Source organism: Xenorhabdus bovienii (genome assembly GCF_024721015.1).
Taxonomy (GTDB): domain Bacteria; phylum Pseudomonadota; class Gammaproteobacteria; order Enterobacterales; family Enterobacteriaceae; genus Xenorhabdus; species Xenorhabdus bovienii.
Window position 1 is genome coordinate 1 of sequence record NZ_JANAIF010000021.1, and the last position, 22,284, is coordinate 22,284.

23 protein-coding genes and 4 pseudogenes are annotated in these 22,284 nt (G+C 43.4%); 14 read left to right on the plus strand and 13 right to left on the minus strand.

Annotated elements, in window-relative coordinates; genetic code table 11:
* Window positions 1-133, plus strand: a pseudogene (locus NXS07_RS07675) (IS630 family transposase); the annotation flags it as partial.
* Here the strand turns inward: NXS07_RS07675 and NXS07_RS07680 are convergent.
* From NXS07_RS07680 to NXS07_RS07695, 4 genes are read right to left on the minus strand one after another with little or no spacing between them, the layout of a single operon-like run.
* Window positions 130-1,362 carry an MFS transporter gene (locus tag NXS07_RS07680; protein WP_258086485.1) on the minus strand — a complete coding sequence of 411 codons (1,233 nt, stop codon included), beginning with the start codon at window positions 1,360-1,362 and terminating at the stop codon, window positions 130-132. The pseudogene NXS07_RS07675 and the gene NXS07_RS07680 sit on opposite strands and share 4 nt — an antisense overlap.
* A gap of 51 nt (window positions 1,363-1,413) precedes the next feature.
* Window positions 1,414-2,091 (minus strand): CoA transferase, encoded by a 678-nt coding sequence (locus NXS07_RS07685; RefSeq protein ID WP_038221778.1) that lies wholly within the window; start codon window positions 2,089-2,091, stop codon window positions 1,414-1,416.
* Window positions 2,088-2,363, minus strand: coding sequence for a CoA transferase (locus NXS07_RS07690; RefSeq protein WP_038196647.1), 276 nt, complete (start codon window positions 2,361-2,363; stop codon window positions 2,088-2,090). The genes NXS07_RS07685 and NXS07_RS07690 overlap by 4 nt, the downstream gene beginning before the upstream one ends.
* A gap of 33 nt (window positions 2,364-2,396) precedes the next feature.
* The gene (locus NXS07_RS07695) at window positions 2,397-2,696 is read right to left on the minus strand and encodes a hypothetical protein (protein ID WP_038221781.1); all 300 of its coding nucleotides are present in this window, start codon (window positions 2,694-2,696) and stop codon (window positions 2,397-2,399) included.
* Window positions 2,697-3,405: 709 nt separating this feature from the next.
* On the opposite strand from NXS07_RS07695, the pseudogene NXS07_RS07700 reads away from it, so the two are divergent.
* Window positions 3,406-4,145 (plus strand): annotated as a pseudogene (locus tag NXS07_RS07700) (SDR family oxidoreductase).
* A 98-nt stretch (window positions 4,146-4,243) separates the two neighbouring features.
* Here NXS07_RS07700 and NXS07_RS07705 read toward each other — a convergent pair.
* Window positions 4,244-4,588, minus strand: coding sequence for a SymE family type I addiction module toxin (locus NXS07_RS07705; RefSeq protein ID WP_038213479.1), 345 nt, complete (start codon window positions 4,586-4,588; stop codon window positions 4,244-4,246).
* A gap of 860 nt (window positions 4,589-5,448) precedes the next feature.
* On the opposite strand from NXS07_RS07705, the gene tnaA reads away from it, so the two are divergent.
* On the plus strand, window positions 5,449-6,858 hold the full coding sequence (tnaA, locus tag NXS07_RS07710) for a tryptophanase (protein ID WP_258086486.1): 1,410 nt from the start codon (window positions 5,449-5,451) through the stop codon (window positions 6,856-6,858).
* A gap of 15 nt (window positions 6,859-6,873) precedes the next feature.
* Window positions 6,874-7,200, plus strand: a pseudogene (locus tag NXS07_RS07715) (tyrosine-type recombinase/integrase); the annotation flags it as partial.
* A gap of 96 nt (window positions 7,201-7,296) precedes the next feature.
* Here NXS07_RS07715 and NXS07_RS07720 read toward each other — a convergent pair.
* The 6 genes from NXS07_RS07720 to NXS07_RS07745 all read right to left on the minus strand — a co-directional run bounded on the left by NXS07_RS07720 (window position 7,297) and on the right by NXS07_RS07745 (window position 11,953).
* The gene (locus tag NXS07_RS07720; protein ID WP_038186255.1) at window positions 7,297-7,872 is read right to left on the minus strand and encodes a TerD family protein; all 576 of its coding nucleotides are present in this window, start codon (window positions 7,870-7,872) and stop codon (window positions 7,297-7,299) included.
* A gap of 77 nt (window positions 7,873-7,949) precedes the next feature.
* A complete protein-coding gene (locus NXS07_RS07725; RefSeq protein ID WP_012988278.1) occupies window positions 7,950-8,528 on the minus strand; it encodes a TerD family protein in 579 nt (192 codons plus the stop codon).
* 118 nt (window positions 8,529-8,646) lie between these two features.
* Entirely contained in the window at window positions 8,647-9,678 is a 1,032-nt protein-coding gene (locus NXS07_RS07730) for a TerC/Alx family metal homeostasis membrane protein (protein ID WP_258086487.1), read from the minus strand.
* 28 nt (window positions 9,679-9,706) lie between these two features.
* On the minus strand, window positions 9,707-10,162 hold the full coding sequence (locus NXS07_RS07735) for a tellurite resistance TerB family protein (protein ID WP_038186251.1): 456 nt from the start codon (window positions 10,160-10,162) through the stop codon (window positions 9,707-9,709).
* Between the two features lie 31 nt (window positions 10,163-10,193).
* Window positions 10,194-11,366 carry a TerD family protein gene (locus NXS07_RS07740; protein WP_258086488.1) on the minus strand — a complete coding sequence of 391 codons (1,173 nt, stop codon included), beginning with the start codon at window positions 11,364-11,366 and terminating at the stop codon, window positions 10,194-10,196.
* Window positions 11,366-11,953 (minus strand): TerD family protein, encoded by a 588-nt coding sequence (locus NXS07_RS07745; protein WP_038197598.1) that lies wholly within the window; start codon window positions 11,951-11,953, stop codon window positions 11,366-11,368. Before NXS07_RS07745 ends, NXS07_RS07740 begins: the two co-directional genes overlap by 1 nt.
* Before the next feature lie 419 nt (window positions 11,954-12,372).
* Here NXS07_RS07745 and NXS07_RS07750 point away from each other — a divergent pair, with 419 nt between their 5' ends.
* From NXS07_RS07750 to NXS07_RS07770, 5 genes are all read left to right on the plus strand, one after another.
* Window positions 12,373-13,527 (plus strand): phosphoribosyltransferase domain-containing protein, encoded by a 1,155-nt coding sequence (locus tag NXS07_RS07750; RefSeq protein ID WP_258086489.1) that lies wholly within the window; start codon window positions 12,373-12,375, stop codon window positions 13,525-13,527.
* On the plus strand, window positions 13,520-14,314 hold the full coding sequence (locus tag NXS07_RS07755; protein ID WP_038209679.1) for a hypothetical protein: 795 nt from the start codon (window positions 13,520-13,522) through the stop codon (window positions 14,312-14,314). The genes NXS07_RS07750 and NXS07_RS07755 overlap by 8 nt, the downstream gene beginning before the upstream one ends.
* Complete coding sequence (locus NXS07_RS07760) at window positions 14,307-15,386, plus strand: cysteine protease StiP family protein (RefSeq protein WP_038197601.1); 1,080 nt, start codon at window positions 14,307-14,309, stop codon at window positions 15,384-15,386. The genes NXS07_RS07755 and NXS07_RS07760 overlap by 8 nt, the downstream gene beginning before the upstream one ends.
* A complete protein-coding gene (locus NXS07_RS07765) occupies window positions 15,386-16,339 on the plus strand; it encodes an HpcH/HpaI aldolase/citrate lyase family protein (RefSeq protein WP_038197602.1) in 954 nt (317 codons plus the stop codon). The genes NXS07_RS07760 and NXS07_RS07765 overlap by 1 nt, the downstream gene beginning before the upstream one ends.
* A 98-nt stretch (window positions 16,340-16,437) precedes the next feature.
* Window positions 16,438-16,914, plus strand: coding sequence for a hypothetical protein (locus NXS07_RS07770; RefSeq protein ID WP_038197603.1), 477 nt, complete (start codon window positions 16,438-16,440; stop codon window positions 16,912-16,914).
* 74 nt (window positions 16,915-16,988) lie between these two features.
* Here the strand turns inward: NXS07_RS07770 and NXS07_RS07775 are convergent, their stop codons facing one another.
* Both NXS07_RS07775 and NXS07_RS07780 read right to left on the minus strand, forming a co-directional pair.
* Window positions 16,989-17,483 carry a TIGR00645 family protein gene (locus tag NXS07_RS07775; protein ID WP_012988267.1) on the minus strand — a complete coding sequence of 165 codons (495 nt, stop codon included), beginning with the start codon at window positions 17,481-17,483 and terminating at the stop codon, window positions 16,989-16,991.
* A 254-nt stretch (window positions 17,484-17,737) separates the two neighbouring features.
* Window positions 17,738-18,106 (minus strand): annotated as a pseudogene (locus NXS07_RS07780) (transposase); the annotation flags it as partial.
* A gap of 468 nt (window positions 18,107-18,574) precedes the next feature.
* On the opposite strand from NXS07_RS07780, the gene NXS07_RS21815 reads away from it, so the two are divergent.
* The 5 genes from NXS07_RS21815 to NXS07_RS07805 all read left to right on the plus strand — a co-directional run bounded on the left by NXS07_RS21815 (window position 18,575) and on the right by NXS07_RS07805 (window position 22,281).
* Window positions 18,575-18,772 carry a hypothetical protein gene (locus NXS07_RS21815; protein ID WP_368859247.1) on the plus strand — a complete coding sequence of 66 codons (198 nt, stop codon included), beginning with the start codon at window positions 18,575-18,577 and terminating at the stop codon, window positions 18,770-18,772.
* Between the two features lie 157 nt (window positions 18,773-18,929).
* Complete coding sequence (locus tag NXS07_RS07790) at window positions 18,930-19,778, plus strand: 3-hydroxyacyl-CoA dehydrogenase family protein (protein ID WP_258086491.1); 849 nt, start codon at window positions 18,930-18,932, stop codon at window positions 19,776-19,778.
* Window positions 19,779-19,793: 15 nt separating this feature from the next.
* Window positions 19,794-20,852 carry an HAD-IIIC family phosphatase gene (locus NXS07_RS07795; protein ID WP_258086492.1) on the plus strand — a complete coding sequence of 353 codons (1,059 nt, stop codon included), beginning with the start codon at window positions 19,794-19,796 and terminating at the stop codon, window positions 20,850-20,852.
* 12 nt (window positions 20,853-20,864) lie between these two features.
* Window positions 20,865-21,122 carry an acyl carrier protein gene (locus tag NXS07_RS07800; protein WP_038186223.1) on the plus strand — a complete coding sequence of 86 codons (258 nt, stop codon included), beginning with the start codon at window positions 20,865-20,867 and terminating at the stop codon, window positions 21,120-21,122.
* A 10-nt stretch (window positions 21,123-21,132) separates the two neighbouring features.
* A complete protein-coding gene (locus tag NXS07_RS07805) occupies window positions 21,133-22,281 on the plus strand; it encodes an acyl-CoA dehydrogenase family protein (RefSeq protein ID WP_038197609.1) in 1,149 nt (382 codons plus the stop codon).
* Window positions 22,282-22,284: the final 3 nt, after the last annotated feature.

Sequence of the window (22,284 nt, forward strand, 5' to 3'; positions counted from 1 at the left end):
TTTTCCGGATACCAAAACATTCCGTGAAACGCTGCGTCACTTTTTTCATGTCACATTGCCAGAAAAAGCGAAAGAGCTCACCACTCGGTTGACTGATAACTTCCAGATTTTAAAACCCGCCTCTTCAAGTTAATTGCGTATAGTTGTAAGTCCAAAACCTTTTTCTACTTTATTCACTATTGGTTTTTTCATTGCTGCAATAAATAAGATGGTCGAGCACACTGCCATAGGAAGAAATACATAACTTGGGTTCCCGGATATATCCCATGACAACCCACTAATCACGGGTGTGATAACTGCGCAGGTATAACCCACTGTCAGCATCAATGATGTCGTTCGATGTACTTCATGTGGTTCACTGATCATGCTGGGTAATCCCAGCATCAGTATTAAAACGATTGAAGAGAAAAATCCGATAAATGCTGATAAAACAACTATATACTCAGTGCCAAAATACATAATGCCACTTAAAGAAGCAACCAAACCTATTCCTGATAGTAAGTATGGGTATCGTGCTTTCGCGACTGTCGTTCCTGCCATCATAAGAATAATAGAGGCTGGGATCTGACCTAAATTCAACGCGATTAACGAAGAAGAGGTGAGATCTTCAAAATTAGTCTCATGCAGGTAGCGTGGAATAAAAAAGTTGGTTGCAAAATACGTTGCATTTACACACCCCATCATTAGACCCAACTTCCATAAAAGAGGATTATTCCAGTCAGGCATCCATTTGGCACTTTTGTTGATCAATGGGGCTATTTTGTTTTTAGTTTGAGGCGCTGCGATATACACAAGAATTGCGATGATGATTGACACCACAGCCCAAAACACATACGTCAGACGCCAAGAGCCCAACATAGGCAGCAAAATTGACTTTGTCACAGAGACCGGGATAACTTCGCCCCCAAGGAGAAGACCATTGATGTAGATAGCCGTTGCAAACACAACGTGTTTTGGAAACCAATCCTTCACGATAGAAGGTAGGGCTGGCTGCATAAAAGCAACGCCCAATCCTGTTAGAATGGTTGTCGCGTACATCGCAATCACATCATCTGCTGCGCCGCGAAGTGCAGATCCTAAACCGGTAATCAGCAAGCCAATGATAAGTGTTTTCACTGCACCCGTTCGTGCAATTAGTAATGCTCCCAGAATTGCAGCCCCAGCAAACAAAACTGCGGGTAACCCAGAAATAACACCAACCTGAGTTTCCGTTAACTCTAGTTCCTTATGTATGTCAGAAATGATTGGAGGGGTGGCTAGGATGGTCAAACGCATCCCAGCTCCTGCTAACCATAGTAAAAAGAGGTTCACAAGAGTTCTGGCTGACCAAAATCCTTGTGCTTCTGTGTGCTTTGCATACATTGTCTTACCATTACGTTATGAGTTAATAGAAGCGGCTTTTTCTCACTGTTTTTAGATCACTTGCATCTCACGAAATGACGCAATTTCGTCGTCATTAAAACCAAGGTAATTTTTTAATAGATTACCTGTGTGTTGGCCGTGTTCGGGAGCTGGAGTGCGAACAGCATCAAAGTCAGGGAAAGCACTTAAGTGCATGGGTTGACCTACCAATGTCAAATTACCTAAGTATGGGTGATTAATAGGACACTTCATGTTCAAGTAGTTCATTTGTGGATCGGACATCGCTTGTGCAATGTCATAAACATAACCGCTTGGTATTCCACCCGCATTTAACATTTGTATCAGTTGCTTACTCTCATACTTGATCGTCGCGGCTTCAATTTCGCTCATGAGCTGTTTTCTGTGTATTGAGCGACTGTGGATATCTGAGTATTGAGAATTTGAATAAATAATCGGTATATCAATAAGATGGCATAGTATTTTAAACTTATCATCTTCTGCGGCTGCGATATTTATCTCACCATCTTTAGTTTTTACGATCCCAGTAGGCATTAACGTAGGGTGGTCGTTTCCCATCAATTCAGGTGTTTTTCCATCCGCAAGCCAGCGAGCGACTTGAAAGTCCATAATCGCCAATGTTGATTCAAGAAGAAATGTGTATACCCACTGCCCTTCACCTATTTTTTCTCGGTGATAGAGTGCGAGTAGTACTGCTTGTGCGAGGTTCATTCCAGCACGACATCCGCTTTGCGAACCAAACGCTGGAGAATCTGCTGACCTTGCTCTGTTTTCAGATTGACTGATAAGCTTTTTTTATTTCGGTGAAGGTTTTGATAGTCAAATCCTTCACGGGAACCTCCCATACTGTCACCTTGATCGGTAGGTGCCTCAATTTTGATAATTTCAGCTCCCCAGTTACCCAGTAATCGGGATGTCACTGGACCCGCTCGATGCCATGTTAAATCAATAACAACAATGCCCGACAAGGGTAAAAAATCCATCTTAGTCCTCACTTGATTGTATGGGCCTGATATTTAAATTGGATATACAATTGAGTCAGTAATGATGTCTGGTGTACAAATACAGAGACGTTCCTTAAATAAGGCAACATTATCTTGGTATTCGATGATGTCCTGCGTAGTACCACTGACCAATAACTTATTGTCCTGACCGCAAATATTTTCATGAATGGCAAATATTGTCATTACGTGGGCGAGTATCTTGTTCCCACCACGCTCAACTTTCGTCAGCAATATGTTAGAAACTATTCGCTGCTGTACTCTGTCTCTAAAATAAATAGAACCCGATAAAGCGGATGCCCGGTCTTTTGCCATATTTTTACCTTCACAATAAACAAAACAGAGATCCCATCCGTTAATCTCTCTTCACTAATGTCACATTAGATAATTTCTTCATTTTTTTATTCTCAATAAATACATTTGTGTGTAGTACCGTTTTGCAAGATAGATGACTTTAGATGCATTGTTAATTATTTAATTGTCATTATTATTTTTTTTCTTGGTGTGGTTCACATATTTCACATTAATACGGAATTGACTATTTTGTTTTTCTAATGTAATGAAATTTAATCAATTGATTTATTTTTTATTCTGACATTTTTTATATATTTGTGGGTATATGTCGCGAATTTATTTATTAACATTAAGTAATGGTTTTTATATGTAACTTAATTGATGAGATATTGGTATTGTTTTATATAAAAATAGTTTAATTTGTTTATTTATTTTGATTCATGGAGAGTAAACTTACAGATATAATTAAATAAAATTGGAATTATTGGTCTAATCCAGTAAATGTTATTAATTATAGCGTCTATGGCTATTATAAAAAATAAAATAATATAGAGTTTCTTTGACGATAATGGGAATATTGGTATTTATATATTTATATATTTATATATTTATTATTAATTAGTTAATAATGCAGAGTATACCTATATCCTGGAACAGCTCTATACGTGTAATCTTGGCTTTTATAGAGACATTATGCTGGGTCAGCAGAAGCTGAAGAGGAGAATAGCATATGCAAAAAGTCACCATCATTACGGGTGGCTCCCGTGGTATCGGTAAGGCAACGGCGCTTTGTCTGGCACAACAGGGGCACCATGTCTGTATTGGTTATCGCAGCCGCGAAGATGAGGCTGATGAAGTCGTGGATATTCTGCGTGGCTTCGGTCAGTCGGCTATGGCAGTGCGGGTGGATGTGACTGATGAAAAGCAGATCATGGCGCTGTTCCAACGGACGGAAAAAGAATTGGGTTATATTTCCGGGTTAGTGAACAATGCTGGGGTCTTAAAACCTCAGGCGACCATCGAACAGTTAACGGCAGAACGGTTAAATACAATTTTCGCGACCAATGTAACAGGCTATTTTCTCTGTGCCCGTGAAGCGGTAAAAAGAATGGCTTTTCGTCATGGTGGGCGAGGGGGAACGATTGTGAATGTTTCATCGGCGGCTGCAAGATTGGGTTCTCCTCATGAATATATAGATTATGCGGCATCGAAAGGGGCTGTTGATACGTTGACAATTGGGTTGGCTCAAGAAGTCGCAGCACAAGGAATTAGGGTGAATGCAGTTCGTCCTGGGTTCATCTATACCGGCATGCATGCAGATGGAGGGGAACCTGATCGGATTGAGCGAATCAAAGATTCTTTGCCCATGAAACGGGGCGGACAGCCGGAAGAAGTCGCGCAAGCTATTGCGTGGCTGCTGAGGCATCGTACGTGACGGGAAATTTCATCGATCTGGCGGGTGGAAAGTAGATTGCCTGAATGATTTTGAATGGTGCTAAAGAGCTGTGAGTATGAATAGCCGGAAAGAATATTAAGGATATTTCCGGCTTATTAATGGACATGGGTTCTTAATCTAACGATTCCGTCAATTTGGGTTTAAGAATAATCTTGCCAGGTGCCACTTCAATATTGATGGGCTGCTCCACTAACTGACTGCTCGTCAGCCAATCACCAGCAATATAAAGCTCACCGTTTTCACGAATGTTGTCGATACCTTGATCTGCATGATCTTCCACTTCATGGATCAAACTGACAAGATCAACATCAGGATCAACGAGAGAGATAATTATCTCATTGGAAAATTGTGAGATATGAAATAACGCATCCGCACTAAATCCAGCATCGCTGAGTGTGCTGCCATTAAGCATTAATTCGGGAATATCAGTATGGCGAAATGAAACATGGAGGCTCATTTGTACGTTCCTTGTGTTATTTAGGCATATTGCGATACTTTATCAGTACTTCGCCGATACTGCACTGCGAATTCATACGTGTTTTCAAATTCATGCGTGTTTGATTTGTACCGCATTTGTTGATTAATTCAATATCTACACACTAGCGCTTAGATGAACGATATGCTATCGATAATGTTGGTCTTTGCGAAGCAACTCGCAAAAAATCACTGGATATTTATCCATGCCGACATACTTGGCTGAGTTAAAAAATAAAAATAGAGGAAAAAGCTATTAAAGACCCAATAGGCTGAAATTACCTAGATAATGTCTCAGTGAAATAAAAATAAATAAAATGAATTTTTTCATTAGTTCAATTTTTTATTCTTTTTATTGTGAATTGGTATTTTTTAAATTTTTTAGAAAAATGTATTTTTTCATTGTGATTGAATGTGATGATGGCGTTTTTATTTATTATTTTTTATAAAAGGTATAATTATTATTAATACTATATTTTAAAAACAGGTTTATTTTTATTCAAAATAATTCTTATATGTCATTGTTTTTAAGAGCATTATAGACAGGGGAATGTCATTGTTGTATAAGTACATGTTGTATAGATTAATTAGTTTTAGGTTAATATATGAGTTGTCAGTTGGTGTTATTTAGAAGGTCTTTTCAAGCTTATTCTAATATTCATTATCATATTTTAAATCCTTTTCCTATCTAATCAATTCTCTCTTTTTTTATAGAGATTTTCTTTAAACATTGCACTTTGATGTAACAAGGTTTCTGTAATATTTCTCCGGAAATTGTCAGGACATTGTTCACATTATGCAATATGGCCAACTATTGTCTTATTTTCGAGTAGGAAAATTAAAATGAAAAGAATTCCTGAACCCTTCCGTATTAAAATGGTAGAAAATATCCGCATGACAACCGCAGCCGAACGTGAAGCGGCATTGGAGGAGGCTGGGTATAATCCATTCCTGCTGCCTTCAGATATGGTTTACATTGATCTGCTGACTGATTCTGGTACGGGTTCGATGAGTGATCGCCAGTGGGCAGGTATGATGATGGGGGATGAAGCTTATGCGGGTTCCCGCAACTATTATCATCTGGAGAGTAAAGTCAAGGAGTTGATTGGCTACGAATATACGATCCCCACTCATCAGGGACGCGGGGCTGAGCAGATTTTATTTCCCGCTCTGATCGCCAACAAAAAAGCCAAAGGCGGTGCTGAAAAGCCGATGTTTATTTCTAATTTCCATTTTGATACGACAGCAGCACATGTGGAATTAAATGGTGCATGTGCTATCAATATTGTTACCCCGAAAGCGTTTGATACAACAACCTATTATGACTGGAAAGGTAATTTTGATCTTGATGCGCTCAAGAATACCATCAAGGAACATGGGGCGGATAATATTGTCGCTATCATTACTACTGTCACTTGTAATAGCACGGGAGGGCAGCCAGTTTCTCTCGCTAACATGAAGGCCGTATATGATATTGCGAAACAGCATGATATCCCTGTCGTAATTGATTCAGCTCGTTTTTGTGAGAACGCCTGGTTTATTAAACAGAGGGAGAAAGGTTACGAAAATAAATCCATCAAAGAAATCGTCAAGGAAATGTATCAATATGGCGATATGCTCACTATGTCAGCGAAAAAAGATCCTATGGTAAATATTGGGGGTCTTTGTTGTTTCCGTGATGATGAAGCGTTGTTTAACGAAGTACGTATTCGCTGTGTTCCTATGGAAGGGTTTGTAACTTATGGCGGGCTTGCTGGCCGTGATATGGCGGCGCTGGCGATTGGGCTTGAGGAAGGAATGGATGAAGATTTCCTATCTTACCGTATTAATCAAGTAAAGTATTTGGGCGAAAAATTACGGGAAGCTGGTATTCCTGTACAGTACCCTATTGGTGGTCATGCCGTCTTTGTTGATGCCAAATTGCTCCTGCCTCATATTCCCAGCGATCAATTCCCCGCTCACGCACTGAATAATGAATTATATCTGGAAGCAGGGATCAGAAGCGTGGAAATTGGTTCTCTATTATTGGGTCGAGATCCACAAACCGGGCAACAAAAACCCTCACCGATGGAACTCATGAGACTGGCTATTCCCCGTCGTGTTTATACCAATGATCATATGGATTATATTGTGGAAGCTTTTATCGCCTTAAAACAGCGTGCCACACAAATCAAGGGATTAACGTTTACTTATGAGCCGCCTGTATTGCGTCATTTCGTATCGAGATTAAAACCGATTGATAACGATAAATAATCAGAAAACGATAGCTTTATTTCCCGTACCGGAGAGCCGTTATCGCGTCAGCAATGCTATAAAATTATTAGGAACACAAGTATTAAAGCAGAAATTGCGATTTGCGCGAATCCGCACATGTTGCGTCATTCGTGTGGTTATGCGTTAGCGGATAATGGCGTCGATACACGATTGATTCAGGACTATTTAGGTCATCGCAATATTCGCCATACAGTCAGATATACCGCGAGTAACGCAGGTCGTTTTGATGGAATTTGGAGAGCAAGAGGGAAGAGAAAAGGGGTTACATTTAGTCCCAAACTGTTAACTGCCGATGAATTTTCTGGTTCAGAGCTGTCCTGAAAATTGTCTTTGAATAATCATGTCTATCAGCCATAACTTGATAAAAAGCCCTGCCGATATTACCAAGCAGGGTTTTTTCATCATGGTGTAACTATATTAAATTGTTATACCGTGCTGGATAGCAAGGGCAGACAAGCCACCGGCAAAACCCTGACCTACGGCTTTGAATTTCCATTCTGTATTGTGGCGATACAGTTCACCGAAAATCATAGCTGTTTCTGTTGACGCATCTTCAGACAGGTCGAAACGGGCAATTTCCTGATCGTTGTCGTTGTTGACTACGCGGATAAAGCTGTTGCTTACCATCCCGAAATTCTGTTTATTGTTGTCTGCGTCATAAATAGTGACTGCAAACACCACTTTTTTCACGTCAGCAGGCACTTTTGCCAGATCGATTTTAATCTGCTCGTCATCGCCGGCGCCTTCACCCGTACGGTTATCCCCTTGATGGCTGACTGAGCCACAAGGGCTGACTTTATTGTTGAAGAAGACAAAGTGGCCGTCTGACAGAACTTTGCCATCTTCCCCAACCATGAAAACTGAGGCATCAAGATCGAATGCCGCTCCGTCAGTGGCACGCATATCCCAGCCAAGACCCACCAGCGCAATATTCATCGCAGGGGCTTCTTTTGTCAGTGATACATTGCCGCCTTTAACCAGAGATACACCCATTTTTATTCTCCAAATAGTATTTTAAGGTATCGGGCAGGCGCGCCTGCCCAATCATGAATTAAGTGATGGCTGAATGATCAGGAAGCGTTAATGCCATACTGAGCACAAACAGATGCCAGACCACCCGCATAACCTTGACCAACAGCACGGAATTTCCACTCTGTATTGTGGCGATACAGCTCACCAAACAGCATGGCTGTTTCCGTTGAAGCATCTTCAGTCAGGTCGTAGCGGGCAACTTCAACCTGAGTATCATCGTTAACCAATCGGATGAAGGCACCGGAAACTTGCCCGAAGCTCTGATGACGGGTTTGTGCGTCATGGATAGTCACAACAAACACAACTTTTTCCACATCGGCCGGTACCTGATCCAGTTTGATTTTCAGTGATTCATCATCGCCATCTCCCTCACCGGTACGGTTGTCGCCAGTGTGCATGATGGAACCATCAGCAGATTTCAGGTTGTTGTAGAAAATGAAATCGGCATCACCGCGTACTTTGCCGTTTGCTGACAGCAGAAATGCAGAAGCATCAAGGTCAAAATCTTGTCCATCGGTGGCACGGGCATCCCAGCCAAGACCGATCAGAACATTTTTCATCGTTGGCGCTTCCTTGCTCAGAGAAACGTTACCGCCTTTAGAAAGAGATACACCCATTATTATTTCCTCACTTATTAAGTCGCATACCCTTCATCTTTTAAGTTGCTGCTTTGTGGGCTGCAACTTGAAATCTATTGGGTATATTGATTAATCGTATTAATTTTACTTACCGGATTTAACTTTCATTTTCTTCTTTTTGGGGAAACAGCAGGCTGGTAATAATGCCGACAGTCAGTACCCCAATCACCACGAACAAGCTGGTTGTCGCCGAAATTGAATAACCGTGGTGGAACATATGTTCAGATGCGTTCAGGCCGAGTTTGATGGCAATAAAGAACAGCAGGACGATAACCGCTTTTTCCAAGTGAACCAGATACTTTTTCAGTGCTTCAAGCACGAAGTAAAGCGTACGCAGGCCTAAGATAGCAAACATCATGGCACTGTAAACGATTAAAGGCTCCCGGCTGACAGCAATAACCGCAGGTACAGAGTCAAAGGCAAACATCACATCTGACAGCTCCACCACCGCCAGACATAGCATCAGTGGTGTGGCATAAAGCGCTGCTTTGCCCGTACGACCCACTTTCACATCTGCGTTTTCCGGTTTGGCAAGTTCGGCATTCACTTCCTTTTGATTCAACATGAAAGCGTGGCCGAGCAGTTTTGGCCAAATAGGGAAAAAGCGCTTCACCAGACGGTAGGCAAGGTGCTGTGAATAATCCTCGATTCCATCGCTATCATCACCGCTTTTCAGCATCATGACCGCAGTCCAGCCCACGATGATGGCAAAAACCATTTCGACCCAAGGGCCGAGCATCAGCAGGCTCGTTCCGATGGCGACAAAGATGCCACGGAAGACGATTGCACCGATAATGCCCCAGTAAAGGACACGATGGCGGTAGCGATCAGGAACGGCGAACCAGGAGAAAATCGCCATGATGACAAACAGGTTATCGACAGACAGCACTTTTTCCAGTGCATAACCGGTAACAAACAGGCTCGCGGTTTCAGCCCCGTGATGAACAAACAGGAATCCGGCGAAAACAAAGGCAATAGCGATCCAGAAGACGGACCAGAGAGCAGCGCTGCGCAGCGAAATCGGCTTATCATGACGATGCATAAAGAGGTCGAGAAAGAGCGCACCAACCGACAGAATAATGAATACAGCAACGGTTTCCATCGGAAAACCTATGTGCGTGGATACCATGAAGTGAGCCTCTTAAAGTTATCTGCGATTACAGTTCGAAATCTGCGGGTGTAAAGCCCAGAGTTGTACAAATTTCACGGGCAGCCGTTTTTTCGTCGTTATCAAAATCGCCATCACTTTTGGCGACGGCAATACCTACGCGCAAGGCAAGCTGTGCCGCTTCCGGCTGCGGTTTCAGCACCATGATGAATTTCATGGCTTCACCTTTGCCAATGTCAGCATCAAATTCATAGCTGCTGACCAGCTTGTTGAAGAATTCGATAATTTCAGTGGTATCGAAGACTTTCAGTTCAGGGGAGTTTTTGATGAACCCCACCATTTTCTGTTTTTCTTCTGAGCTGACGCCGTTGCTTGCCATCGCAATGTGCGCACACACGGCTACGGTGCCTTCCATGAACTTGCGATTCTTGAAGCGGCCGACTTGATTGGTCAGCTCTTCACGGCCCGCGCTGAAAGCCGTCTTGATTTTGTTTAAAAAGGACATAGTTCTCTCCGATTGTCTAAAATGTGAAGGGTTATTTACTGCCTGCGACCCAGCGAAAGCCCCAACCGAATGCTCGGTCCATCTCCTTATGCCCGCTGAAATACTGATTGATGCGTTCTACTTTGATTGCACCGTTTTCATTGACAAGGCGACCGACCGCACACATACGTTTCTGGTTGTTGCCTTCTGTCATGCGGGTTTCGATAGGGGCTTGGCCACTGATATGGATTGTGACCACGCCGTCTGTATTGTCCCAACTGGGAACGCCTTCGTAGATCAAGGCATAAACCAACACTTCATTGATGTTTTTCCATTCGAGGCCATTAATGTGGAGCCATTCACCATCACGGACGGCACCGGTTCGATCATCACCCTGCAATTTTACGTAGGGTTCCCGATGATAATCCCCAAAGCTTTTGCCTATCGCCTGAACGACATAACGTTCTCCGTCATGCAGCCGAATGAATGCGCCGAGATCCAGATCCACGCCTTTGTTGGCGCTGAATATACCCTGCAATACCCCTTTTTTTGCCGGGGACGCTGCCTGATTCCAGTTCAGATTGACGCGAATTTCACCGAAATTGTCACGTTTGCTCAGGCTAATCGCCGGTTTTTCTTTGGTGAGAGAAACCTTGCTTAAATTAACGCTATTTGGTGCGGGAGCTGGAGCAGGAACTGGAGGTGGCGCAGGCGTTTTGGCTGGCGCATCATCAACGATATTCACACCAAAATGTTCCGCCAGTGGTTTAAGGCCACCATTAAAACCCTGGGCAATAAAGCGGAATTTCCATTCACTGTTGCGGCGATACAATTCACCGAGGATCAGAGCGGATTCTGTCCGACCCTGAACGTCAACACTGCCCTGTAGAACTGTGCTTCCGTTTAGTTCTACCTGAATAGAAAGAGTCCGCAGGCTGGAAATGGTCTGGTTGCCGTCGCAGGTCGCCGTAAACGCCACTTTTTGGACATCTTGACGCAGGGCTGGCAAGTTAACAAAGAACGAAGTATTAACGTTGCCCCCTGCCAGACGGATGGTGTTGTCATCATTGACCGGCTGGCCGTAAAACACCATGTCGGGATCGCCCTGAACTTTGCCATCGGCATACAGGCAGAAGGCGGATACATCTACTGCCGTGCCTGAAAGGACTCTCACAGTGAGAGTCTGGTTGGATACGGGGGCATTTCCCCCCGGTGTCAGGTTCATTAGCGCACCACCGTTTCAACGATTTGAGGATACATATCCTCAATGGTACGCCCACGGCAAGCGGCACCATGTGCCGTGAAATCCCATTGACCCTTATTGCGGCGCAGGGAAGAGATGATAACGCCGGTATGGGCACCCTGCTCGTTTAGCTGGTAGCGAGCCAGCTCTTTGCCGCTTTGGTCAACGACACGGCAGAAGGCATTTTCAACATCATTGAAGGTTTGGCCGCGGAAACTGTTAACGGTAAAAACCAAGTATTCGATATTGGCAGGAAGATTGACGAGATCGACGCTGATGACTTCATCATCCCCGTCACCTTCACCCGTCCTGTTATCGCCACTGTGTGCCACGGAACCACATAGTGAGTCCAGTTGGCCGAACCACACCGTGTCGATAGTCTTGCCAGCGTTATCGAGCAGTATGCAGCTTGCATCCAGATCAATTTCGTCACTGCCACCGCCGAACATACGAGCCATAAAGCCTTTGTTCTTGGAAACTGGATCCCACCCTAGGCCAAAATCAACTTTAGCCAGTGAAGAGCTCTGCTTGGCGAGCGAAACTGACTGATTTTTGTTTAACGAAACCATTAATAACACCTCTTTTTTTGTCGGTGAATCGTGGTAATTCCACTTATGGAAAAAATCATAATATGACAGAAATGTGGCGAAATCCTGTCATATTATGATTCCTATAAACAGCATGTCTTGTGGTTAAGTCCATGATAGAAAACAATCTGATTTCTTTTTTTATGATTTCTTTTCCAAGCCCAAAAGTCAAACAAATTTTGTGCTAAAAAATCATATTATGATTGACACGTACTTGCCCCCGGTTCTAGACTGCGGCGCATATTTCGCCTGAGCTGGAAAGGATGTTGAAAGTGACCATTTTGACTAGCGGCAATTTAGCAATGGTTTCCGCGTGAATGATAAAATTTGGTTTATGAACGGATTGTTATCGTCTTCCATCAGTCATCCCAGGCTGGTTGAAATTTTTTAAAAGGCTCCCTATGACAGCATTTAATGATACTCAGAGTTATCAAGGCCAGGTTTCCAAATGGAAGTTGAACAGCGGGACGTTGACTGTAACGGCAGCCCGTGGCACAGCGTCTCTGGAAACTCTGTTTGATATTGCTGAGCGCCGTAACCCCAAAAGGGCATTTTTATTTGTCAGCAAGGTATTGGGACGCCACATTCCGGTCAGCCCATCGATCATGCGCTCGGTTTACCGGCAGTTATCTGAACAGTTTCCGACCCATCTTCCCGGCCCTGTGCTGTATATCGGTATGGCTGAAACGGCAGTTGGGCTGGCAGCAGGGGTTTTTCAAGAAACCCGGGAAAAGGTTGAAGCTCCGGTATTTCTGACGTCGACACGCCACCCCGTTGAGGGGGACTTGCTGTGTGAATTTAAGGAAAATCACAGTCATGCCACGGATCACCTGATTTACTGGCCGGAAGAAAACAGATTGCGCCAACGGGTGGTTGATGCCCGTACCCTTGTTTTGATCGATGATGAAGCGACCACGGGAAATACTTTCCTCAATCTACTCAATGCACTGAGTCAGGCCGGCCTTAATCAGATTGAACATATCGTTACTGTGACGTTAACGGATTGGAGTGGTAAATCTGTTATAGAACGTTGTCCGCTGCCAGTCTCTACGGTGTCTTTGATCGAGGGAAACTGGCATTGGGATGCGGATATTTCCGCCCCGATCCCCGTCATGCCGCAAGTCAATGTCACGGCGCGGGGAGATGTCAGCATTATTGGTAAGCAGAGTTGGGGACGGCTCGGATTGGATGACATTCAGTGTGATATCGGCACGGAAATTCATGCTATAGCGGGTGAAAAAGTGCTGGTGCTGGGTTCCAGTGAGTTTGTCTGGCAGCCATTCTTGCTGGCTGAACGGTTGGAGCAGGAAGGTGCACAGGTGAAATTTGGTTCCACAACCCGCTCCCCCATTTCCTGCGGTCATGCTATTCAGTCAGTGATGTCTTTTACGGATAATTACGGATTGGGCATCCCGAATTTTCTCTACAATGTGGCGCACCAGCAATTTGATCGCATACTGCTCTGCCTTGAAACGCCTAAAACCGCCGTCGATCCGGCACTGATGACGCAACTTGCCCGTGTTTCCCCGATTGTCGAGATTGTCTCCTATGATTAAGCCCGTTTTTTTGACTGATCTTGATGACACGTTATTTCAAACGCGTCGGAAGATAAAGAAAGCACCGGGTATTGAGTCTTGTCGTGTGGGCGCATTGGATCGAGAATATTCTCCTTGCAGCTACATGACCGAAGAGCAGTCAATGTTGATTGACTGGTTGCTGGCTTATGCGGAGGTTATCCCTGTGACGGCCAGAAATACAGAGCAACTTAGCCGGGTGAAAATCCCTTTTAATTCATGGCGGATTGCGACACATGGCGCAGTGATCTTGACACCAGAAAGCACGGTGGATCAGGAATGGCAGGCACATATTCTGGCAGCACTGACGCCTTACCGTGATCAGTTTCGGGAACTGGAGCACTTGAGTCATCGCTTGATCGCTGCTCATGGTATGGAAGCATGGGCGCGTATTGATTATGAATATGGCGATGTTCCCGTCTATCTGGTTATTAAGCACAGAGACTGTAATCGGCTGGAAGAGCTTGATGTGCTTGCTGAAAATATTACCCAAGAAATGGCTGATATTTTTGATTCTGGTGGTTTTTATCTTCATCAAAATAATAACAACCTGACTTTGTTGCCAAAGTGCGTTGACAAGGGATTGGCAACCCGTCACCTTTTGACAAAGCTTCGTACTGAGAGAGGCGTTTTTCCTATTATTGGTCTGGGGGATAGCCTGAGTGACCACCGTTTCATGAAACTGTGCAATTGGTTCGGTATGCCCCAGCACAGCCAGTTTGCTAACACCTTGATGACCTCTTTATTCGGAACTGTAAATAATGAATAGCTTTCCCCTTTTTTCTGGTTCATATGATCCCGATGATGTCCAGTTTCTGCTAAAACCCGTTCAGATTGAGATGACACCCGTTGATATCAAAGAGCAGCTTATTCAGTCTGGCGTTCGTCACTATTCAGAGATGTTGAGTCAAGAGCCAGAGCCAACGCCTTATCATCTTGATTTATTTGACAGGGCGCTTGAACAGGGCGCAGTTCGCTTGGCGACTGAAGTGGTGATGCTCGCTAATGCGTTGATATCACGCTTTGGTGATACGCCGGTAGTGTTGGTGAGCCTGGTCAGGGCAGGGGTTCCTCTGGGGGTGATGTTGCACCAGACACTCAGAAAAATGGGTAAGCAATCTTATCACTATGGCATCAGCATCATACGGGATCGCGGTATCGACAGTACGGCGCTGTCGTATATTGAGCAGCAACATGGTACGGATGGGCTGGTGTTTGTGGATGGCTGGACAGGTAAAGGCGCAATTACGGCTGAGTTATCCCGTTCTCTGGCGGGTCGGTCTGGCTATTCAGGCATTCCCCGTCTGGTGGTGCTGGCTGATCCTTGTGGATGTTCATGGCTGGCGGCCAGTGACGATGATTGGCTCATTCCCTTTGGCATCATGGGCGCACCGGTATCGGGTCTGATATCACGTTCGATCTGGCGTGAAGAAGGGATGCACGGCTGTGTGCAATGTGATCACCTGAGTGAGTTTGAATGCAGTCGTCTGCTGGTGGATACCGTTGCTGATTGTCGCGATCGCTTGGAGCTGAATGCGATACCGGTGGTGGATTGGCAGCCGCAGGAAAAAATATCCTTGCTGGAATTGAGCAAAACTGTGATCTCAACCCTTGCCGAAACGTACCAGATCGACAGTATTAATCGCATCAAGCCGGGCATTGCAGAAGCAACCCGTGCGGTATTGCGGCGCGTTCCAGAACATGTACTGGTTCGATCTCAAGATGATCCTGATGTTGCTCTGCTGGTTCATCTGGCACGTCAGAAAAACGTCGTTATTACTGAAGTCGGCGATCTGATAGGACAATATCGCGCCGTGACTATCATTAAGAAGGTAGCTTGATGAAACCGATCCCTTCCCCGCATCAACTTGGTGCAACGCTGTACATCCCGGCCACTCGTCAAGGTATTGCAGAAATTGTGCTGCATAATAAAATTCCCGGTCTGCGTTCTCTGGTGATCTGCCTGGAGGATGCCGTCAGTGATCAGGATATTCCCGACGCTATTGAAAATCTTGGTTGTGTACTGCAAGCACTGGCGGGAGCTGATATCTCTTCTTCCCATACAGAGCGTCATTACCCCCTGATTTTTATCCGCCCCCGCAATGAAGAGATGGGGCGTTATCTGGTAGACAACGTTAACCTCAGCGCCGTTGATGGGCTGGTTCTACCGAAATTTACCTGTGCTTCACTGGCTGGCTGGTGGGATATTGTGGGTTCGACCCATCTCAGCATGATGCCAACACTGGAGACCGAAGAGGTCTTTGATGCCCGGCAGATGAATCAGCTTGCGGACAGTCTTAAAACCCATCCTTGTTATGAGCGTATTATCGCCCTGCGCATTGGCGGTAATGATCTGATGAATGTGATATCCCTGCGGCGTTCGCGTGACTTCACCTTATATGAGGGGCCGATGGGATATGTGATAAAAATGCTGGTGACTGTGTTTGCTGCGCGGGGTTTCTCCCTGACGGCACCTGTTTGCGAGCATATCGATGATTTGCGGCTGCTTGAGAAAGAACTGGTATTGGATATTGCACATGGCCTTGTGGGGAAAACGGCCATCCACCCGGGGCAGATTGAATATATTCAGCGGGCGTTGATGGTCAATGGGCATGATTATGCGGATGCTCTGCGTATCCTCAATTCCAGTCAGGCTGTATTCAAGTCTCAGGGGACGATGTGTGAGCCTGCTACGCATCGACGTTGGGCTGTGAATATCCTCGACCGGGCGAAATACTATGGCATTGCGCCTGAATTCAATGAAGAAACCTGTAAAACTTTTAATTTGTTTTGATATTGATTTACTTGTGGTAGGAGCTATGCTGGACGCTATGCCTATGATTAACATTAGGGATTTTTTGTTTAGTTATCCCTGACTTGGTAATTTAAACGATGTTACTTAGCCCCAAGCAATTTAGAAATTTCAGGTTGACCTTATTACTGTCGCATGAGAAACCCGTTAGCAAAGTGAGAATGATTCGAGAGCTGAATTGTTCAGAACCGACACTGACCCGCGCATTGAGGGAACTACGCGATCTCTATTGTGCTGATATCCGGTTCAGCAAAATGGGGAATACCTATCAATTGGTCGATAAAGGCACACTGACTAAAAAGGATGTACGTAGAATTGAAGAATTGCTCATCCAAAATAATAGTCTCAAGGCCGAAGAAGCTATCAGCCATGTTTTCCTTGATAAGGAGAAGAAGAAGCCTGTTTCTCTCTCCTTGAGGATGTCCGTCATTCGAAAAATTGACGGGCTGGCCAATCGGCTTGAGACAACCCGAAGTGATGTGGTCGAAATGGTGGTGGACAGGTTTATGGAGACGCTACAGAAAGAGGCCATGGACGTGGGTTCGCAGAAGAGATGAATCATCGTTATGCCAGTTGACTGTGATCAACTGGCATCAGGGGAATAAGATGAGGTATCTGATTGAAGGGGCGTTTAGTGCTTGTGGCGGGTAAGCTTATCGAGATAGCCCATCACAAATGCGGACATCACAAAAGTCAGATGGATAATGACATACCACATCAGTTTATTGTCCGGAATATTTTTGGCATCCATAAAGATACGCAGCAAGTGAATGGATGAGATAGCAACAATTGAGGCCGCTACTTTATTTTTGAGAGAAGTGGCATCCATTTTCCCCAGCCAGCTCAATTTCTCTTTGTGTTCGTAGATATCCAGAGTTGAAACAAAGTTTTCATAACCAGAAAACATGACCATCACCAGCAGCCCGCCAACCAACGCCATATCAATCAGAGAAAGTAGTGTCAGGATCAGGTCGGATTCAGCAATGGAAAAGATATGCGGCAGGATATGAATAATTTCCTGAAAGAACTTAACGGCAAGGGCAAGCAGTGCCAGTGACAAACCAAAATAAACGGGGGCAAGTAGCCAGCGAGAGGCATACATTATGTTTTCGAGAAAGCGTTCCATGGTGTTTTTGTCTGTTAAAAAAGGGGCGATAGTATAGATCAAGAATATGACAGCTACGAAATACATATCGCGGTTATCTGGATTCCACCTGTTGTACAGGTGGTTTTTTTATTATTTAACTAGTTATGAAGAGAGTACTTTACCGCGAAGAAGGAACAGATGGCATTAGCAACCCGCAGTTACGTTACTGTTATGACCATATCCCAGGCAGTAGGGCGCTGGAAACGGTTTAGACTTTATCTGGCAATCTTCTGTTTTTTCGACCTCGCAGGGGGCGTTTTGGGGAGGTGTTTATCCAGACCCAGTTTTGTCAAATCAATATCACCGATTTTTTCACTGGTAAGCAGCCCGTTTTGCCAGAAGCGCTCAAATACTCCCGTTGCCAGCCATTCCTGAAAACGACGATGGGCACTACTTGAAGAACAGAGACCTGTCACATTCAGGGCATTCCACGGACATCCCGTTCGTAACACATGAAAGATGGCATTCATGGCTGCCCAGTTATCCACTCGATGGCGGTGACATCCTAAGGGATGGTGGGTTTTAGGCACGGGTAGTAAGGGTTCCATTTTTTGCCACAGTTCATCAGAAATGAGCCATTGTGTTGTTGTCTTCTTGTTCATTAATTTATCACCATCATAAAAGCATAGACCTTAATATTTATTAATAAAACCTATCGAGATAGGTTTAAATATCAACTCATTTTTAGTAAACGTTGACAGTTTTTTTACCTAATACGCAAATCATAAAAGCCATTGATATTAAAATTGTTTTTATGAAACTAGCGTGATAAAAAACGCAGTATTATTAACCTTGAGAAGCTTATAGTTTCGCCAATTATTAACTTATTTATGATTTGGAATGCATTCTTATAGGCCGTTAGAGCTAACAAAAGCAAGTACAGCATGGAGCTAGATCAGGTATTAAGGCCCTTACTTAAGGGCGGTAGCGTTTTTAGAGGAAAAGTTTAGGAGATTGAACAGACATCCAGAAAAGGGTTGAGTGTGGGTTCGAACGTTAACAATCTCGTTCTCTAACATAAAGCGATAGAACAAAATCTGCTCATTGATCTAGCGATTACTACTGTTTTGATGGTGAAGAAAGTACCCCACTTTCTTTTACACGTATTAAGAGGCTTCATCCATTCCATCCTTCATCTGATGTACATTCTGCTTCGTTACCCTAATGACTCCGGTATTAACAAGCGAACTAAAACCGTTAATATAGCGATTAAAACACTTACTTTTTCCCCAATCAAAAAACTTAGCCATTGGTGCTCCTCCCCGTAGTCGCGTGACGTGATGGGAAAAGAGGTATTTTCGTCATTTATCTATGGCTTGACTGAAGTTGTCAGATTCGAATGAATATTGGAAGAAGCAGTTAGGATACTTAATAATTTAATTTTTTCTAAATCCTGATTTAAATAATTTTAAAAGGAGATATAAATTGAAAATATCAATTATTGGCGCAGGCGTGATGGGATTAGATACTGCGATGGTATGCGCAGCCTATGATCATGATGTATTACTGATAGATAAAGATCCTCATGTATTAGAAAACATTGCATCGCGAATTTCTAGTGAATTCCGTTTATACCGTATGCTCGAACCTACATTAAAATCTGTTGACATCTCAAAGCTAAAGGAACGAATTCGCATTACTCAGTGCTATGAAGAGATAGAAGGCAGTGATTGGGTCATCGAGAATGTTAAAGAGGACTGGTCTGCTAAGAAAAGCGTTTATGAAAAATTAACCCCTTATTTAAACGCAAACACTTATGTGGCAGCGAACACTAGCTGTATATCAATTACTAAAATCGCTGCAAGTCTTCCATTTCCTCAACAAGTTATTGGTTTGCATTTCATGAACCCAGTGCTGATAAAGAAATGTGTAGAAGTCATCAAAGGCTTCCACACATCTGAACAGACACTCGATTCTGCAAAACAGTTTTTAGCTAGCCTCAAAAAGAATGCTGTGGTGGTTGAGGATTTCCCTGGGTTTGTCTCCAACCGGCTATCTCATTTATTCATGAATGAAGCGGCTTTTCTCGTGCAGGATGGTGTAGCGACTCCCCAAGACATCGATCGAATTTTTAAAGATGGCTATGGTCATTCAATGGGGCCATTGGAAACCGCAGATTTGATCGGGCTAGACACCGTCGTTAATTCATTACATGTACTTTATGAAAGTTACCAAGATCCAAAATACCGCTGCTGCCCTCTTTTAAAGAAAATGGTTGAAGCCGGCAATCTCGGCAGAAAAAACGGTAAAGGTTTCTTCAATTACAAAAATTAGAACTGCGAGTTATTTATGGACGATTTAATAGAAAAAATAGAACTCAATAAAAAGCCAGTCAAATGTGTCATCTGGGATTTAGATAATACAATATGGACGGGTATCCTATCAGAACAAGATGATCTGAAGTTAAAAAATGGGATAGAAAAGTTAATCGACCAATTAGATAAAATGGGAATTTTACAATCTATTGCGAGTAGGAATGATGCCAGTGACGCACTAGATATGTTGAAAAAATTCAATTTAGAACAGTATTTCGTTTACCCTCAAATTAACTGGGGCCCTAAATCTTCATCAATTGAAAAAATTCAGAAGAGTCTGAATATTTCTGCCGATACATTTATTTTCGTTGATGATCAGATTTTAGAAAGAGATGAGGTTAATTCAAAGTTTCCTGAAGTTACCTGCATTGACGCTTTAGAATACGAATCAATATTAAGTTTACCGCGTATTGCTAATATGGAGGTATCAGACGATGCCAAATTAAGAAGGCAACGTTATCAAGACGATATACTTCGTAAAGAAGAAGAAGAGACATTTGTCGGTGCTTCTGAAGAATTTCTCAGCCAACTTGATATGAAATTCTATATTTCCAAAGCCGAGCCCGAAGATCTGCTCAGAGCAGAGGAACTCACTCAGCGTACAAATCAACTTAATTCTACCGGTATAACTTATAGCCGCGAGCAATTGAGTCAACTCATGAACTCGGAAGAATATGCGCTTTTCGTGTTTGAACTGGTCGATAAATATGGTTCTTATGGAAAAATAGGTTTGGCTTTAGTCCACTATAAAGATAATACCGACTATATCAAACTCCTGTTGATGTCTTGTAGAACACTTTCGCGAGGGGTGGGTAGTATCGCGTTAACTTTTATTATGCAACAGGCGAAAGAACACGGCCGTAAATTGCATGCTGAGTTTAAACGGACTCCGCGCAACCGCCAGATGTTTGTCACTTACCAATTTTCAGGATTTAAAGAAATAGAGAAGCATCCTGACGATACTATTATATTTTATAATGATCTAGAGCAAGTTCCTGATTTACCACACTATGTTGATGTCATTATAAAGTAATTGGAGATAACAATGAAAGATTCAGACGTAATATCTAAAGAGATCCGTGAATTTATTGAAAATAATATGACAGTGTTTGATGATGATATTGAATTGTTAGATGACACGAATATATTTGAAAATGGTTTGGTAAACTCGCTTTTTTCCATGCGTTTACTTTGTTTTATTGAAGATAAATTTTCCATCTCAATTCCAGATGAATATATAGAACGGGAAAATTTTGTTTCTATAAATAAAATGCTGGAATTAGTTAATAAAGTAAGAGGATGAGATTTACGATATGGAATATGATATTCACCCTTTAGTCGGAATAGCCAAGAAATTTTCAGATGAAGTACTGCGACCATCAGCAGGTTTATTTGATGAGCAAGGCGAAGTACCGCGGGAAATCATGCGTGAGATGGCCGATCTTGGTTTGCTCGGTTCTATCCTCCCTAAAGAATACGGTGGACAAGGAATAGATCCTCTCTCTTATGGTTATTTAACAGAAGAGATAGGTAAAGGCTGTAACTCGACTCGTGCTCTATTGACCGTTCACACCAGTCTGGTCGGGGAAACGCTGGTAAAGCTTGGGACACAAGAGCAAAAAGAGAAATACTTACCCGCAATGGCAAAAGGTGAAAAAATCGCTTGTTTTGCTTTATCGGAGCCAGAAGCGGGCACAGATGCCAATGCAATTAGCACCATGTACGAGCCAACTGAAAATGGGTTTGTCATTAATGGTCATAAAAAATGGATCACCTATTCAGGCGTTGCTGATTTATTCCTGGTATTTGCGAAGCACGATGAAAAAGTCAGTGCTTTTATCGTTGAGATGGGAACTCAAGGATTAACGCGTAAGCCAATGCGTGGTTTGATGGCAAGCCGGGGAGCCCATTTGTCCGAGCTGCATTTTGATAACGTAGAAGTGCCAAAGGACAGTTTGATTGGCCGTGAGGGCACGGGATTTAGCTTCGTAGCGAACGCTGCACTGTTTTATGGCCGCTATAGCATTGCTTGGGCTGGTGTGGCTATCGCACATGCGGCGCTGGAAGAAATGGTCACTTATGCCCGAAAAAGAGAGCAATTTGGCAAAAAAATTGGCCAGCATCAATTAATTCAAGGGCTGATCGCCGACTCAACAACGGCATTTTATGCAGCCAAATCGGCTTGCGAAAAAATTGGTTATCTGAGGAATCAAGGTGATCATAATTCGCTTATGGAAATTAACATAGCGAAATACTATAGCTCATCGGTTGCGATGTTGGTTGCAAATAACGCGGTTCAGGTTCTTGGCGGAAATGGAATATCTAATCGCTTCCCGGTTGAAAGATTATATCGCGAAGCCAAAGTATTAGAAATTATCGAAGGAACCAACCAAATTCAACAAATACTCATATCACAACATGCTCTGAGAAAATTTTTCCGCAAAGACTCTATCGTTGCATAAAAA